13 protein-coding genes are annotated in these 16,291 nt (G+C 56.6%); 10 read left to right on the top strand and 3 right to left on the bottom strand.

Annotated elements, in window-relative coordinates; translation table 11 throughout:
* The first annotated feature begins 108 nt into the window (after nucleotides 1-108).
* Genes IEX77_RS00180 through IEX77_RS00215 form a run of 8 tightly spaced genes read left to right on the top strand, consistent with a single transcriptional unit; the run spans nucleotide 109 to nucleotide 8,011 of the window.
* On the top strand, nucleotides 109-996 hold the full coding sequence (locus IEX77_RS00180) for a DUF58 domain-containing protein (protein WP_188807069.1): 888 nt from the start codon (nucleotides 109-111) through the stop codon (nucleotides 994-996).
* Nucleotides 997-1,003: 7 nt separating this feature from the next.
* Nucleotides 1,004-1,993 carry a hypothetical protein gene (locus tag IEX77_RS00185; protein WP_188807071.1) on the top strand — a complete coding sequence of 330 codons (990 nt, stop codon included), beginning with the start codon at nucleotides 1,004-1,006 and terminating at the stop codon, nucleotides 1,991-1,993.
* Nucleotides 1,990-2,976: a vWA domain-containing protein gene (locus IEX77_RS00190; RefSeq protein ID WP_044114147.1), complete on the top strand. Its 987-nt coding sequence runs from the start codon at nucleotides 1,990-1,992 to the stop codon at nucleotides 2,974-2,976. The genes IEX77_RS00185 and IEX77_RS00190 overlap by 4 nt, the downstream gene beginning before the upstream one ends.
* A 4-nt stretch (nucleotides 2,977-2,980) precedes the next feature.
* The gene (locus tag IEX77_RS00195) at nucleotides 2,981-4,009 is read left to right on the top strand and encodes a VWA domain-containing protein (RefSeq protein ID WP_188807074.1); all 1,029 of its coding nucleotides are present in this window, start codon (nucleotides 2,981-2,983) and stop codon (nucleotides 4,007-4,009) included.
* A complete protein-coding gene (locus tag IEX77_RS00200; protein ID WP_009432354.1) occupies nucleotides 3,999-4,745 on the top strand; it encodes a tetratricopeptide repeat protein in 747 nt (248 codons plus the stop codon). Before IEX77_RS00195 ends, IEX77_RS00200 begins: the two co-directional genes overlap by 11 nt.
* Nucleotides 4,746-4,750: 5 nt before the next feature.
* Complete coding sequence (locus tag IEX77_RS00205) at nucleotides 4,751-6,526, top strand: BatD family protein (protein WP_229770749.1); 1,776 nt, start codon at nucleotides 4,751-4,753, stop codon at nucleotides 6,524-6,526.
* A gap of 10 nt (nucleotides 6,527-6,536) precedes the next feature.
* Complete coding sequence (locus tag IEX77_RS00210; protein WP_188807078.1) at nucleotides 6,537-7,301, top strand: tetratricopeptide repeat protein; 765 nt, start codon at nucleotides 6,537-6,539, stop codon at nucleotides 7,299-7,301.
* 8 nt (nucleotides 7,302-7,309) lie between these two features.
* On the top strand, nucleotides 7,310-8,011 hold the full coding sequence (locus IEX77_RS00215) for a phosphatase PAP2 family protein (RefSeq protein ID WP_188807080.1): 702 nt from the start codon (nucleotides 7,310-7,312) through the stop codon (nucleotides 8,009-8,011).
* Between the two features lie 87 nt (nucleotides 8,012-8,098).
* Here the strand turns inward: IEX77_RS00215 and IEX77_RS00220 are convergent, their stop codons facing one another.
* The 3 genes from IEX77_RS00220 to cmk are packed head-to-tail and all read right to left on the bottom strand — an operon-like array spanning nucleotide 8,099 to nucleotide 10,383.
* Nucleotides 8,099-8,746, bottom strand: coding sequence for an O-methyltransferase (locus tag IEX77_RS00220; RefSeq protein ID WP_188807082.1), 648 nt, complete (start codon nucleotides 8,744-8,746; stop codon nucleotides 8,099-8,101).
* Complete coding sequence (locus IEX77_RS00225; protein WP_188807084.1) at nucleotides 8,743-9,648, bottom strand: 4-hydroxy-3-methylbut-2-enyl diphosphate reductase; 906 nt, start codon at nucleotides 9,646-9,648, stop codon at nucleotides 8,743-8,745. Before IEX77_RS00225 ends, IEX77_RS00220 begins: the two co-directional genes overlap by 4 nt.
* Nucleotides 9,649-9,684: 36 nt before the next feature.
* Nucleotides 9,685-10,383 (bottom strand): (d)CMP kinase, encoded by a 699-nt coding sequence (cmk, locus tag IEX77_RS00230; protein WP_188807086.1) that lies wholly within the window; start codon nucleotides 10,381-10,383, stop codon nucleotides 9,685-9,687.
* A gap of 1,033 nt (nucleotides 10,384-11,416) precedes the next feature.
* Between cmk and IEX77_RS00235 the strand changes: the two genes are divergently transcribed.
* Both IEX77_RS00235 and IEX77_RS00240 read left to right on the top strand, forming a co-directional pair.
* Nucleotides 11,417-14,458: a SusC/RagA family TonB-linked outer membrane protein gene (locus IEX77_RS00235; protein WP_188807088.1), complete on the top strand. Its 3,042-nt coding sequence runs from the start codon at nucleotides 11,417-11,419 to the stop codon at nucleotides 14,456-14,458.
* 13 nt (nucleotides 14,459-14,471) lie between these two features.
* The gene (locus tag IEX77_RS00240) at nucleotides 14,472-16,118 is read left to right on the top strand and encodes a RagB/SusD family nutrient uptake outer membrane protein (RefSeq protein WP_188807090.1); all 1,647 of its coding nucleotides are present in this window, start codon (nucleotides 14,472-14,474) and stop codon (nucleotides 16,116-16,118) included.
* The last annotated feature ends 173 nt before the right edge of the window (nucleotides 16,119-16,291 follow it).

Genomic DNA, 16,291 nt, shown 5'->3' on the forward strand with positions numbered 1-16,291 from the left:
CGGCAGTGAGCGGGGCTTCCCTTCTTTGAGGAAGCTCCATAGCCGATGTGCTCCTATACCATAAATATGGTGGTGTAGGGGAGTGACGAACTTAGCACGATAAGTAGCATGATGAAATCCAAACTTCAGCCCTCCGACCTCCTACGCAAGGTACGCCGCATCGAGATTAAGGCCCGTGGCCTCTCGGAGCAGGTCTTTGCGGGGCAGTACCAGTCCGCCTTCCGTGGACGAGGTATGGCCTTTAGCGAGGTCCGTGGCTATCAGATAGGCGATGACGTGCGTGACCTGGACTGGAATGTCACGGCACGCTATGCTCACCCCTTCGTCAAGGTCTTTGAGGAGGAGCGTGAGCTGACCGTGATGCTCCTGGTCGATATGACGGGGAGTACAGACTTTGGTACCCGCGTCGAGACCAAGCGCGAGCTCAATGCCGAGATCGCAGCGACCCTGGCCTTCTCCGCGATACAGAATAACGACAAGGTCGGTGCGATCTTCTTCACCGACCAAGTCGAGCTCTTCATCCCTGCGAGAAGTGGGCGCAAGCATATCCTCTATCTGATACGTGAGCTCTTGAGCTTCGAGCCGCAGCGCCGTGCTACGGACCTCAATGTGCCTCTGAAGTATCTCAATCAGCTTATCAAGCGCCGCTGTACGGCCTTCCTCATCTCCGACTTCTATCACTGGGGCGAGGACTATCGTCAGACGCTCTCCCTCACAGCTCGCCGCCACGACCTCGTGGCTATCCGTACCTATGACGAAGGGGCTCTGGAGCTTCCACGTATGGGACTCCTCCGCCTCTACGATGCGGAGACGGGGCAGGAGCGCTGGGTCGATACCTCTTCGCGTCGAGTGGCTCGTATCTATGCCGAGCGTGTGCGTGAGCAGGAAGAGACCTTCCGCAACCATTGCCTTCGCTCGGGGGTCGACCATATCGAGGTCGCTACCGACGGAGACTATGTGCCTGAGCTGATCAAACTATTTGGACGTAGATCCTAACCCAACCATGCAGAGACTACGGTATCTATATATCCTCGTACTGGCTCTCTTCGGGCTCGGTGGTCAGGCAGCGGCACAGCGTGTGTCGATCCAGACCCACCTTGACCGCTCCGAGATCCGTATCGGGGAGCGTGCGGCCATCGAGATGACCATCCGCACGGATAACCTCGCTGCCACACGCTTCCACCTCGTCGAGGACTCGACGGGGACGGAGCGCTTCCGCATCCTGGAGTTCGGCGCACTCGATACGATCAATGTCGGTGGGACGATCCAGGAGATCAAGGCGCGAATGATCATCACTTCCTTTGACTCGACGCTCATCACGATTCCCCCGATCGTGGTTGAGACGCCATCGGGGAGTGCTGTCTCCAAGCCCCTTGCCCTCAACGTTATCTCACCCGAGGTTGACCTCGAGCATCCCGATCGCTTCAAGCCGATCCAAGATCCGTGGGACGAACCCTACACGCTGTGGGATATCCTTGTGATCATCTGGACGAGCTGGATTACCTACGTAGCGATCTTCATCGCTCTCGTCCTCCTCTTCATCTACGAGTATAAGCGTAGAGCGGAGTATATGAAGGAGCCCGAGCCTGTCTACCAACCTCCGACGACCGCCTTCGAGATCTTCCTGCGCCGAGTGGGGGGCCTCAAGGGACTGCGCCTCGAGGATCAGCAAGACTTCAAGAACTACTACTCCGAGCTTACGGGGGCACTGCGCTCTTATCTCGGAGATGTCCTACACTTCGATGCACTGGAGAAGACATCCAGCGAGTTGCTTGACGAGCTGCAGGGCTATCCCTTGAGTAGCGACTACCGTCGCACGATCGAGGGCCTCTTCAGAGAGGCGGACTTTGTGAAGTTCGCTAAGAGCCTCCCGCTTCGTAGTGAGGCTGAGCAGGTGACTCGCTCTATCCAGGAGCAGACAAAGGCCTTCCACTTAGCATGTCTTGAAGAGCAGGCTAAGCAAGAAGCCGAGAGAAAGGAGGTGGCCGAATGACTTTCCTTCATCCTCAGCTGCTGTGGCTCTTACTTCTGCTCCCAGCACTCCTCATCATCTATATCGTATGGCGTCGGCGTCAGCAGGCCTCGCTCCGTGTGCCTTCGCTTCTCTTCATTAGCGGTGTACGTGGCGGCCTTCGTGTCTACCTGCGTCACGTGCTCTTTGCCCTGCGTCTCCTTGCCTTGGGCTTGATCATCGTAGCCTTGGCTCGCCCCCAGAGCTCCTCATCGTGGAGCGAGGATCGTGTCGAGGGGATCGATATCATGCTCACCATGGACATCTCGACGAGTATGCTGGCGATGGACTTCCAGCCCAACCGCGTCGAGGCTGCCAAGGAGGTGGCTATGCGCTTCATCGCCAATCGCCCGAATGATAATATCGGCCTCGTCGTCTTCGCTGGTGAGAGCTTCACGGCTTGTCCGCTGACGCAAGACCACGCGACCCTTATCAATCGTCTTCGGGAGATGACGACGGGTATCATCGCTGACCAGACGGCTATCGGCTCGGGGCTTGCCACGGCTATCAGCCGCCTCAAGGACAGCAAGACCAAGAGTAAGGTCATCATCCTGCTGACGGATGGTGCCAACAATACGGGGAATATCTCTCCGAAGATGGCTGCTGATCTGGCGAAGACCTTCGGCATATCGATCTATACGATCGGCGTAGGCTCGGGAGCTGGTGAGGCACCCTATCCCATACAGACCCCGCTCGGTACAGTCGTGCGCAATATGCCTGTCGACCTTGATGAGCCCACGATGCAGCAGATCGCTGATGTCTCTGGCGGAGCTTACTTCCGTGCCACGGACAATGAGTCGCTCGCTGCGATCTACAAGAAGATCGACCAGCTGGAGAAGACTAAGCTCTCGACGCGGAACTATCATACGACCTACGAGGAGTTCTTCATCTTCGTCCTTGCCGCAGCCTTCCTCCTCCTCTTGGAGTACCTCCTGCGCTCGACGATCCTACGCACCAATCCGTAAGACGATGGATATCCATTTCCATTCACCCGAATACCTCTACCTGCTCTTTGCGCTCCTGCCGCTCTTGGCTCTCTCGCTCTTCGCCTATTGGCGACGTCGTCAGATGCTCAAGCGCTTTGCCGACAAGGAGCTGGGGCAAGCCCTTGCACCTCTGGCTTCGGGGAAGAAGTACGTATTACGTGACCTCTTGCTCCTCATAGCGGGGGCACTCATGATCATCGTCTTGGCTCGCCCACAGCTGGCAGGTAGTAGCGACCAAGGGACGGATGATAAGGGTATCGAAGCAATGATCTGCCTCGATATCTCGAACTCTATGCTTTGTCAGGACGTCGCTCCCAGCCGACTGGACTTTGCTAAGCGCTCGATCTCCCGCCTCTTGGAGAATATGCGCTCGGACCGCGTGGGGCTGATCGTCTTTGCGGGAAGCGCCTTTGTGCAGCTCCCGATCACTACGGACATCGCTACAGCTCAGGACTTCCTCTCCGATATTTCGCCCGATATGCTCTCGGACCAAGGGACGGCTATTGGTCAAGCTATCATGCTTGCTCGTCAGTCCTTCTCCGACCGCAAGGATCTGGGGAAAGCGATCATCGTCCTGACGGATGGTGAGGACTTCGAGGACAATGCTACCGAGGCTGCGAAAGATGCTGCGAAGGCTGGTATCCATATCAATGTCGTAGGTATTGGTACCGACAAGGGCGGCCCTATCCCTACATCGGAGGGTAACCTCACCGATGACTCGGGGAATATGGTCGTCACCCGCTTCAATCCCGAGATGTGTCAGCAGATCGCTGATGCTGGTGCGGGTATCTTCGTCTCCTCGACCTCACAGTCTACCGTCGTCAAGGAGGTAGAGAAGCAGCTGGAGGAGCTCCCTCGCGCTTCGATCACCTCACGATCGGGTAATGGTGCCGCAGAGGCCTTCGAGCCTTGGCTCTGGGCAGCGCTGGTGCTGCTCGTCGTCGAGTTCTTCATCATGGGACGCAAGAATAAGTTCCTCATCCGTCATAATATCTTCGGTCATGAGAAGTAAGATTGCCATCCTCTATCTTGTTCTCCTTGTGCTGGGCGGCTCTTCGCTCTATGCTCAGGGGCTCAAGTCCTATATACGCCGCGCCAATAAGCTCTATCAAGCCAAGGACTATGCGGGAGCTACACAGGAGTACCGTCGTGCCTTGCTCCGTGACAGTCTCTCAGGTAAGGCGAACTTCGGTATATCAGCAGCTGCCTACGGGCAGGGACGCTATGACGAAGCTAAGGACTATCTGGAGCGTGCTGCTCAAGATCCTCGGCTCACGCCACGGCAGCAGGCTGGTGTCCTGCATAACCTCGGTAATGTGGCGATGCAGAAGAAGGACTATCAGAGTGCCGTCCAGTCCTATGAGGAAGCCCTGATCCGCAATCCCGAGGACGACAATACGCGCTACAACCTTGCCCTGGCGCAGAAGCTCCTGCAGCAGCAGAACAAGAATAATAAGTCGCAGAGCCAGCAGGGCCAAGATCAGAATAAGGATAAGGACAAGGATAAGCAGAAGCAAGATCCCAAGCAGGACCAGCAGAAGGATCAGAATAAGCCTGACCAGAAGCCCCAGCAGGGGAAGGATAAGCAGGGCCAGCCCAATGAGCAGCGCTCCGGTGAGCTCTCGAAGGAGCAGGCTGAGCAGATCCTCCGCTCCTTCCGCACCGATGATGATAAGACGCGTCGTCGTGTAGAGCAGGAGCAGCGTCAGCAGCAGAATAGTAGTAATAAGAATAAGAAGAGATGGTAATCTCGATGAAGTCAGTAGCCTTCGTAGGGCGCAGTCTTGCCCTATTCCTCTGCCTCCTCCTCTTGCCGCTTGGTCTTAGGGCTCAGGTGGTACGTGTCGAGGTGCCGCAGACTGTAGTCCAAGGAGCATCGTTCCAGCTCAGCTATACTTACTCAGGTAGTGAGGACTTCGAGCGTGTCACGGAGCCTAAGGTCGCAGGCCTGCAGGTCCTCTATGGCCCCGCTCGCCAGCAGATGAGTAGCTTCCAGAGTGTCAATGGACGCAATAGCTCGACCTCCTCGGTGAGCCTCACCTATACCCTCATGGCAGAGCGTCCGGGGAGCATCACGATCCCAGCGGCTACGGCTACCATCGGAGGTAAGCGTGTCAATGTCCATGGTGCTACGGTGCGCGTCCTCCCTCCCGATAAGAATGCTCCAGCAGGTCGCTCTCAGTCTGGTGGGGCTACTACTACGGGTAGCTACTTCTTCCGTGCTCTCCCTGGGGCTACCGTTGTCTATGAGAAGCAGGCCTTCCCCATACGCTACAAGCTCTATGCGACGACGGAGTTTGATATCAACTCCTTCGAAGCTCCCCAATATGATGGCTTCCTCTCCGAGAAGCAAGCCGATGATGGTCGTCGTCAGCTCCAGCTCGAGACCTACCAGGGGCGCAACTACCGCACGGTAGATATCCTTAGTGAGGTGCTCTTCCCTCAGCGAAGTGGTACGCTCACGATCCCCTCATCTAAGATCGGCATCCGTGTCCCTGTGCCTCAGGCCAGTGACGATCCCTTCTTTGGCTCGGCGGTACTCGCTGACCGCACGGTGGAGTCAGCTCCAGTGACCATCCAAGTACGCCCCCTCCCCACGGAGGGGCAGCCCAAGGACTTCTCTGGTGCTGTCGGCTCCTTCCGCATGCGTGCCGAGCTCCTCACGAAGACCCCCAAGACGAATGAGTCAGTGACGATTCGCCTGACACTCGAGGGTACGGGCAACCTCAAGCAGGTCATCAGCCCTGCGATAGCCTTCCCTCAAGACTTCGAGGTCTATGATCCGAAGGAGACGTATGAGGAGAAGGTCTCCGCTACCGAGGTCTATGGTAAGAAGATCATCGAATACTTCGCCATCCCTCGTCGTACCGGCTCGGTGACGATCCCTGCACTGACCTTCTCATACTTCGACCCGAAGCTGGGGCGCTATGAGACGCTCCGCTCCCAGACCTTCTCGCTGAATGTAGCTCAAGGCCCAGAGACAGCGTCGGATGATCGCGGTAGCCTACGCCAGCAGGAGCAGCTCCTGCGTCAGCTCCATAACACCGAAGGGGTCTCCGCTCCTAAGGGTCTTCGCTGGGCGACGAGCTGGAGCTATCTTCTGCTCTTCCCCCTCATCGCGCTCCTCGGCCTCATCGCCTATCTCGTCATCGCTCGCCAGCGTGGTCTGCGTGCTGACAGCTTGGGCTACAAGGCCTCGCGTGCCAGCTCGGTGGCTACTAAGCGCCTGCGCACGGCTCATAAGCTCCTCAAGGCGGGTAAGCGTGATGCCTTCTACGAAGAGGCGCTACGTGCACTCTGGGGCTATCTCGGAGATAAGCTCCGTCTGCCTGTCTCGGAGCTGAGTCGTAGCTCGGTCTCTGAGATCCTGCGCACTCGAGGGCTGGATGAGGAGACGATCACGCGCCTCACACAGGTCATCGATGAAGTTGAGTTCGCCCGCTATGCTCCCGCTAAGGAGGGGGATATGCAGGCGCTGTATGATACAGCTGCTGAGGTCATCGGCGCTATCGATAGTCACAAGCTTTAGCCCCCTTACTATGCGTACGATATTTCTTTCCCTACTTTGCTTGATCTCGACGCTCCACCTCGGGGCTACCGAGAAGGCGGAGATCTCTGTCGATAGTCTCTTCGCAGCGGGGCGCTACCGTGAGGCAGCTGCCGCTCTCGAGGCGGAGATCAAGACCTCTGGCGAAAGCTCCACACGCTATGCCAACCTCGGTAACTGTTACTATCTGCTGGGTGACCTCGGGCATGCGGTGCTGAGCTATGAGCGTGCTACGCTCTTGGACCCTCGTGACAAGGCGATTGCCGAGGCGCGTGCTGTCCTCATCAAGAAGACCATAGATAAGCTCCCCGATGCGGAGAGCTGGTTCACACTTACGGGGGCTAAGGTCGCCTATGCGCTGCCACTCACCGCACTCCTCCCGCTTGCCCTTGTGCTCTTTGCCCTGGCTATCGGCTCTTGCGTAGCCTTTGCTCTGGGGCGCACACGCCGTGGTAAGCGTATCGCCTTCTATACGGCGCTGGGGAGCTTCGTCCTGACGGCCTTTGTCGGGGCGCTGATCCTGCACTGGGTGTATGCCGAGCGCTCGGCTCGAGAGAAGGCTGTCATTACGCAGCCCGAGGTGAATGTTTATTCCTCTCCCAGTGGGAAGGGGACGGTCAAGACCCAGCTGCATGAGGGTACGCGCCTTCGTCTGGTCGGTAAGTCCGTAGGCGAATATCAGCAGTTCTCCCTGGGCGATGGTACAGAGGGCTGGATCGCCTCGAGTGCTATTGAGCCTATTGTAGCTCCCAAGTAAATACTCCTATGACGCCTCCCTTCCTGCCGGGCGAGGTCGCCCTACTGCGTGCTATCAATGGAGCGCATTCGCCCTTCTGGGATGCAGCGATGTTCCTCATCTCCAATGTAGGTGCTTGGACTTTTCCTGCGATAGCCCTCCTGATCTTCCTCTTCTATCGCCGTCCGAAGAGCGAGGCTATCCTCCTTCTGCTGATGGTGGGGCTGTGTGTGGCGCTGGGAGATGTCCTAAGCTCGACGCTGGCGAAGCCCTTCTTTGAGCGTCTACGTCCCACGCATACGCCTTGGCTGCAGGAGAGCCTGCACTATGTCTATGGCTACCACGGGAAGCTCTATGGCTTCTTCTCTGGGCACTCGGCGAACTATACCGCAGTGGCTACCTTCCTCTGCTTGACCTTCAGAGACCGACGCTTCACGGCGGTGCTCTCGCTCTTAGTTGCCTGGGTCGTCTACAGCCGTATGTATATCGGAGCGCACTTCTTCTCTGACTGCCTTGTGGGTATCCTTGTAGGCCTTGCCGTGGGCTATGGTGTCTACCGTCTGTACCTCTACATCCGAGGGCGAGTCCTCGCCACGGGCTATCGTGCCCCGCAGGAGATCTATCACGAGGGGATGCTTGCGCTGGTCTGTGCGCTCTGGGTCTCTATCCCCGTCACGCTGATGATGGCGGTACAGTTCACACGTATCCTACGTATGGTCGGGGCTTTGTAGCTCACGCCTCCCTATACCTTATATATAGCAGCGCCCCATGATGCAGATGGCATCATGGGGCGCTGCTGTATATGCTCGGGGGGGAGCTTATAGCTTACGGATGAGGCTTAGCCCGTCACGTAGGGGGAGGATGAGGTTCTCAACCCGGGGGTCGCGCTGCACGTGATCGTTGAAGGCGAGGATCGTCTGCGTCTGCTGGTCGGTAGGAGTCGGCTCCTCGATGACCTTACCGTCCCAGAGGGTATTATCTGCTAAGATGAGGGCGCCCGAGGGGAGGTGGGGGAGGATGAGCTCATAGTAATCGATGTACTCGCGCTTATTGGCGTCGATATACACGAGGTCGAAGCTGTGCTTCTCTAAGAGCTCGGGGAGGATCGTGAGCGCATCTCCGAGGTAGAGGTGCACGCGGTGGGCGTAGGGCGTGCCGTCGAGGAACTCGTGGATGAAGTCCTCCATCTCATCATCTGACTCGATGGTATGGACCTCACCGCCTTCTCCGAGGGCTTCGGCCAAGCAGTGCGCAGCATAGCCTGTGAAGGTGCCAAGCTCAAGGACTTTTTGGGCTCCCGAGATACGGCAGAGCATTTGAAGGAGGTTGCCCTGCAGGTGTCCAGAGAGCATACGAGCACGCAGGAGGCGCACATGAGCCTCTCTCCAGAGTCGCTGGCGGTAGGGACTCTCCGGGGTCGTATGACTTAGGATGTACTCCTCGAGTCGCTCGCTGTCGATGCTCATTCGCTGACGGCTGTTTCTGGCTCAGGCATCCCGAGGATCTCGCGGATACGGCTGGCGACTTGCTCCATCTGCCACATAGGCGTGGAGGTCGCCCCACAGATACCGATGCTCTGTGGTAGGGGCTGGAGCATCTCGGGCTGGATCTCATCGGGAGAGGAGACGAAGATACTTCGCTCGTTGCCCTTCTGGCAGTAGCTGAAGAGCACCTTGCCGTTGGAGCTCTTGCCCCCTGCGACGAAGAACGTCAGCTCATGCTGGGAGGAGAACTCCTGGATGTGGGGCATACGGTTGGATACCTGACGGCAGATCGAGTCCTGGAAGTCGAAGCGAGCATCGCCTATCATACGGCTACGGAGCGTGTCGATGAGCTCGTGGAAGCCCGTCAGTGACTGGGTCGTCTGCGAGAAGAGTGCGATGGGGCGGGTGAAGTCAATCTGCTCGATATCCTCGGGGCTCTGCACGATGATGGCCTTCCCATCGGTCTGGCCGACGAGACCATTGACCTCGGCATGACCCTTCTTCCCATAGATCACGATCTGACCACCCACGGGATCCAGCTCAGCGAACTTGCGACGGACCTTCTTCTGCAGGGCGAGCACGACGGGGCAAGTAGCATCGACGAGCTCGATGTTGCGCTCGCGAGCGAGCTGATAGATGGCGGGTGCTTCTCCGTGGGCACGGAAGAGCACGCGCTTTCCCTCGAGCTTCTTGAAGGCCTCGTAGTCGATCGTCTGCATACCCTTGGCCTGCAGGCGGTCTACCTCCTGGTTGTTGTGTACGATGTCGCCGAGGCAGTAGAGCTCTTTGTCATCCTTCTTCAGCTCTTCTTCGGCGTGCTTGACAGCATTGATGACGCCGAAGCAGAAGCCCGACTGTTGGTCTATTTCGATCTTGGGATACATGCGTGGGGATAAGGAGTGGGGGAGAGGAAGGCTGGACTACGCCTTGGCGAGAGCTTCCTCGAAGTAGGAGCGCAGGAGGGCATCCTGCTCGTCGTGGGTCAGGTGGGAGTTGTCGAGGACGCGGGCATCCTCAGCTTGGCGCAGGGGAGCTACCTCACGGTGCGTGTCTATGTAGTCACGCTGACGAAGATTCTCCAGCACCTCCTCAAGGGTAATCTTGCTGTCGCCCTTGCCGCGAAGCTCGGCAAGGCGGCGCTCTGCGCGGATGACAGGGTCAGCCGTGACGAAGACCTTGAGCTCTGCCTGGGGGAAGACAGCGGTGCCGATGTCTCGGCCGTCCATAACGATACCGCCCTCAGCGCCGAAGGCCTGCTGCTGGGCCGTGAGGAACTCACGTACGAAGCCCAGTGCGGCGATGGGGCTGACGAAGGAGGCGACCTCCATCGTGCGGATCTCCTTCTCGACGTTCTCGCCGTTGAGGTAGAGCTCGGGTATGGCACCTTCGTGGCTCTGACGGAAGCTCAGGGATACCTCGTTCAGGGCTTCGCGAAGCTCTGCCTCCTGGATCACTCCCTCGCGGATGAAGCCACGTCTGAGGGCGAAGAGGGTGACGCCTCGGTACATCGCGCCTGTGTCGACGTAGATATAGTCGATTGCACGCGCCAGTGTACGTGCCATAGAGCTCTTGCCACATGAGCTGTAGCCGTCAATGGCCACGATGATCTTCTTTGTCATGGGTGTTGTCTTACCGTTCGTTTATCGTTTGTGGGGTATACACCCCCTTATCCCAACACGGGGTAGGGGATGAAGGTTTTTGTCTGCTATAGGGAATAGCTTGGGGAAAGTCCTTCCGGCGGCCGCACCGCTATATATAATATGGTATAGGGTGCGCAGCCTATCTGCCTCACCATGGAGGCGGTCGCAAAGATATGGAATTGCCTGCACTTATGGTATATCCGCACAAGCTTTGTCGATATATAAGTGGCTGATGTTCAGTATGGAATTGCGATTGAACTTCCTCTTTTGAGAGCTTATGGAAGGGTGATGGCTTCGTAAGCGGGGGCGTGAAGCTGTTGGGGGTAAGTCTCGGTTCAATAGTCGTTCGCACTCAGTCCTATAGTGGTTCGATATACGAACGAATAGTGGTTTGCATACGAAACGAATAGTGGTTTGACCCCCATACCAATAGTTATCCGCATGCAGACCAGTAGTCGTTTGCAAATCGACTTCTTCAGCTTCATCCACGAACTACTATCATGATGGAGCCGAATCGCCCAAGGGCAGAGCGAGCGGTGAATACGCCCTATAATATCAGCTTTGCCGAGGAGGCAAAACGAACCAGTACTGGTCGGCGAGGTGATCAGTACTGGTCACGAATCGTTACTCGTACTGGTCACACATCGAAGCAGTACTGGTCGGCGCAGTGACCAGTACTGGTCGATTTTTTGCCTTCGTAAAGCCTTGATTATGACACACTCTAGAGAGGTGCTAAGTACCCCTATCCCTCCGCCCTCCTTCCTCTACCCAAAAGCCTTACTTACAAGCAAAAAGAGAGAATGCTTATACTTGGAAAATTCTATAATAGGAATGAATAAGTATTTTTTATAAGTTTGAATCGAAATACATCGTCCGAATACCACGATGCACCTCGAGCGAGAGGTTCATCACTCGCTCCCGCCATGAAGACGCTTTCGGGAGCGAACACCGTGCCACCGCAGCCGAGTGGCATGTAGACATACCACTAGTCAAATTCACAAATCCCAAGTGTATGAAACAAACATTCATCCTTAGGTCTCTCTGGGTCGGTTGGCTACTGATCCTGGCGATCTACCTGGCCCCACAGCTTATGGCACAGGGGCTGACCATCCGCGGCACCGTAGTGGATACCAAAGATGAGCCCATCGTTGGAGCCTCTGTTGTCGTGAAGAAGAATCCCAAGCAAGGGGCTATGACGGACGCCAAGGGCGCCTTCACCCTATCGGGAGTACAGCGTGATGCCATCCTCCGTGTGAGCTATCTGGGCTACGAAGCTCGTGAGGTAGCCGTAGCAGGGCAGACGCAGATCAAGATCACGCTCAAGGAAGAAGCCCAGCAGCTCAGTGACGTCGTCGTCGTGGGCTATGGCACGCAGAAGAAAGTTAACCTATCTGGTTCCGTGACTGCTCTTGACCTAAAGCAGGTACAAGCTCGCCCCATTCAGAACCTCAGTAATGGTCTGCAAGGTCTCGTCCCAGGTCTGACAGTCACCGCTACCAACGGTGCTCCAGGTCTCGACGGCGGTAAGCTCCGCATCCGTGGTACGGGTACCCTGAACAACGCAAATCCCTACATCCTCATCGACGGTCTCGAGTCTGGGACGCTCAATATGCTTGACCCAAGCGATATCGAGAGCATCTCAGTCCTGAAGGACGCTGCCTCCGCAGCTATCTACGGCTCGAAGGCTGCTAACGGGGTCATCCTCATCACCACCAAGCGCGGTAAGTCTGGTAAGGCTCGCGTCAGCTACTCGGGTAGCGTGGGTATGCAGAGCGCTACGCGCCTGATGGACCGTATGGGCTCCTTCGAGTACGCTACCCTCTACAACAAGGCGATGGTAGCTGCTGGTAAGGTAGCTCGCTTCTCTGACGAGGACCTCAAGAAGTTCCAGGACGGCAGTGACCCCGAGGGGCACCCCGATACCCACTGGTATGATCTGGCCTTCCGTACGGCTCTTATGCAGCACCACAATGTGAGTGTCAATGGTGGCTCGGAGCAGGTCCGCTATATGGCTTCGCTGGGTTACCTCGGACAGTCCGGTATTCTCCCCAACGCTAAGCGTAATCAGTTCAATGCTCGTACGAATCTTGACCTCACCCTCAGCCGCCTCATCTCGGCTCGACTCGGTCTCTCCTACATCAAGAATAAGTACGCAGATCCTAATAACTCCTACGTCTCTGGTGGCTCTGACCAGATCATCCGCCAGCTGAATATCGTCGCACCTTGGATCCTCGGCCGTAGTAAGGACGGTAAGAGCTGGGGTACGACGGGTGACGGTAACCCTCTGGCTTGGCTTGACTCAGGTCAGACCATCGACCGCGACAACCACAACATCTCCGCTACTGGGGGTATCGACTTCCATCTCTTCGATGGCTTTACCCTCACGGCTAACGTAGCTTATGTAGCCAGTCTGCAGCACTACAAGGCCTTCGTCCCCTTCATCAAGTACAACGACCACAAGGTGAGTGCGCCCAACAATCTGGACGAACGCTACTACCTCTGGACGCGTGCAAACTTTGATGCACTGGCTAACTACAGCAAGAGCCTTGGCAAGAACAACTTCAAGGCCCTCCTCGGGTGGCACGCTGAAGACTTCTTCACGCAGTACATGCAGGGCAAGCGTAAGGACTATCCCTCGAACGACCTCACCGACCTAAGTGCAGGCTCCTCCTCTACGCAGGAGAACAATGGTACGACGGCTCAGCTGCGTATGCTCTCTTGGTTCGGTCGTCTGAACTATGACTTCGACGGCAAGTACCTCCTCGAAGCGAACTTCCGTGCTGACGCCTCTTCGCGCTTCGCTCAGGGCTATCGCTGGGGTTACTTCCCCTCCTTCTCTGGTGCATGGCGCCTCTCGAAGGAAGAGTTCATGAAGCCTCTCTATCCTGTACTGAGCGACCTGAAGGTCCGTGCTTCGTGGGGTCTCCTCGGTAATCAGGAAGCTCTCAATGACTACTATCCTGCACTCAATACCTACAATATCGGCGCGACCTATCCCTTCGGTGGAGCGCTTACCTCTGGCTATGCACAGACCGACCTCAAGCTGAACAATATCAGCTGGGAGAAGAGCCGCAACGTCGGTGTAGGTCTGGACTTCGGCTTCTTCGCTGGACAGCTGACTGGGTCAGTAGACTTCTACGCTCGTAAGACGACCGATATCCTGATGAAGGTTGACGTCCCCTCTGAGTTCCCTCTCAAGCCCTACCACGCTAATGTAGGTGCGATGGAGAATAAGGGTGTCGAAATCGCACTGAACTACAAGACGAACTTCGGTGACTGGACGCTCGGCGTAGGCGGTAACTTCACCTACAACAAGAATAAGATCCTCAACCTCGGTGCTAACGAGTACATGGACAATGGTGCTATCCGTAATGCCGTCGGTCACTCCTACGACACCTATTACATCTACAAGGCTGATGGGCTCTTCCAGTCCAAGGAAGAAGCAGATGCCTTCGTAGCTAAGTATGGCACGCCCTTCGGCTCTCGCCCTCAGGCTGGTGATATCCGCTATGTGGACGTCAATGGTGACGGCAAGATCAATGGTAAGGACCGTATCTTCTCTAATCCTGTAGATCCCGCCTATACGTTCGCTATGAACTTCAACCTGGGCTGGCGTGCCTTCGACCTCTCTGCTATGTTCAGCGGTGTCGCAGCTGCCTCTCGCCTCTACAGCTCTGAGGTCTTCGGTGCCTTCGGTGGGGATACGGGTCACCCCTCTACTGAGTGGCGTGATGCCTGGAGCGCAGACAAGCCCTCGGGCAAGATGCCTCGCATCTACCTCGCTGGTCAGGCTAACCACAACGAAGCAAGCTCGACCTTCTGGCTGCAGGACACGCATTACGTGCGTCTGAAGAACCTCCAGCTGGGTTATACCCTGCCTAAGAGCCTTCTGAAGAACCTCGGTGTCTCTTCCCTGCGTGTCTACTACTCTGGTGAGAACCTCTTCACGCTGGACAACATGCGCGGTAACATCGACCCTGAGGCTACGAGCCAGCGTCTCTCCTCTTACCCCCTGCTGCGTACGCACTCTTTCGGGCTGAACGTATCCTTCTAATGTGACTACGATAATGAACAACCTATATAAGTACCTGCTGGCTGGCCTCCTGACGGCTGGTAGTGTCTCCTGCTCGGGCTTCCTCGATACAGCCCCCCGCAATCAGCTCTCTCAGAAGACCGCTTGGAAGACTCCCGAAGACGCTGAGAAGTTCCTCGTCGGCTGCTATGATGGCTGGGAGAGTGGTGGTACGATCCTCTACATGGACTGCCTCTCGGACTTTGGCTTTAGCTTCCACGCTCACGAAGGCTTCCGCTCTATCGGCAACGGGACGATGAGCCCCACCAGCCCAGGTGCCTCCTTCTATGGCTATGGTACTATCGGCCGCTGTAACCTCCTTCTCAAGCAGATCGAAGAGATCCCCAACATGCCTGAGGCGCAGAAGAAGCGCATCATCGCTGAGGCTAAGGTGATCCGTGCCTATCAGTACTTCACGATGAACTTCCTCTATGGTGGCGTGCCCATCATCGAGCTCCCTCAGAATGCTGACGAAGCTCGTCTGCCTCGTAAGACTGAGGCTGAGGTACGTGCCTACATCGCTAAGGATCTGGATGAAGCGATCCCCGACCTCGAGGCTAATGTCACGCGTGGTCGCTTAGGTAAGGGTGCTGCTCTGGCTATCCGTATGCGCGAAGCGCTCTACTATGGTGACTGGGAGGTCGCTAAGGCGAAGGCTAAGGAGATCATCGATCTCAATGTCTACAGCCTCGAGCCCAGCTACCAGAAGCTCTTCACCATCGCTGGTCAAGGCTCTGCTGAGATCATCGCAGCTGTACAGTACCTCGAGACGGTAAAGCCTCACTATACCTCTATCGGCTCGATGCTCAATAACTCCGTCGGGGGCTGGTCTTCGATGGTGCCAACGGCTAACCTCATCAATCTCTATGAGATGAAGACAGGGCTGACGACGGATGAGTCGGGCTCAGGCTACGATGCCACCCATCCCTTCAAGGATCGTGACCCTCGTATGGCTATGACCGTCTGCTACCCCGGTGCTAACTACATCACGCCCGAGGGGAAGACCGCGATCTACAATACCCTCGACCAGACGCTGCCCGGTGGGAAGAAGAACGAGGACTACCCCGAGAGCGCGAACAACAGCTCTAAGACGGGGCTCACGTGGAACAAGTACACCGCTCCTGCTAATCAGTATGCCGACGTGTGGTCTACGAATGCCAGCCCTATCGTCTTCCGCTATGCTGAGGTCCTCCTCTCGTACGCTGAAGCTGAGAACGAACTGAATGGTCCTTCGGCTGATGTGTACGCTAAGATCAACCTCGTGCGCCAGCGTGTAGGTATGCCTGCTGTCGACCAGACGAAGTACGGTACGAAGGATAAGCTCCGTGAGCTGATCCGTCGCGAGCGCTCCGTAGAGTTCGCTGGCGAAGGTCTCCGTCGTGCTGACATCCTTCGCTGGAAGGGTGCGGACGGCAAGATGATCGCTGAGACGGTACTCAATGGTCCGCTGCAGCGTATGGTCGGTACTGTCGATATGACGGGTACGAATCCTGAGACGCGTGCTACGATCAATCCTTCTGCTCCTGCTGAAGCTAAGCTCGTAGAGAACCGCATCTTCAAGCCTCACTTCCGCTACCTCCCCATACCTCAGTGGGTCATCGACCGTAACCCCAACTTCGGTAAGAATAATCCCGACTACTAAGCGCACAGATTAGCTCTATACAGGATAAGCCCCCCAGCTCTCAGTGAGCTGGGGGGCTTGTCTTTATCTGTGTGTGATGACGGCTCTGTAGGGGAGGGGTGGTGCGAACCTATATTGGTCGGCGGGCTGACCTATATAGGTTGCTTTCTCGACCAATATAAGTCACGTCTGCG

Source organism: Porphyromonas pasteri, from assembly GCF_014647755.1.
Taxonomy (GTDB): Bacteria; Bacteroidota; Bacteroidia; order Bacteroidales; family Porphyromonadaceae; genus Porphyromonas; species Porphyromonas pasteri.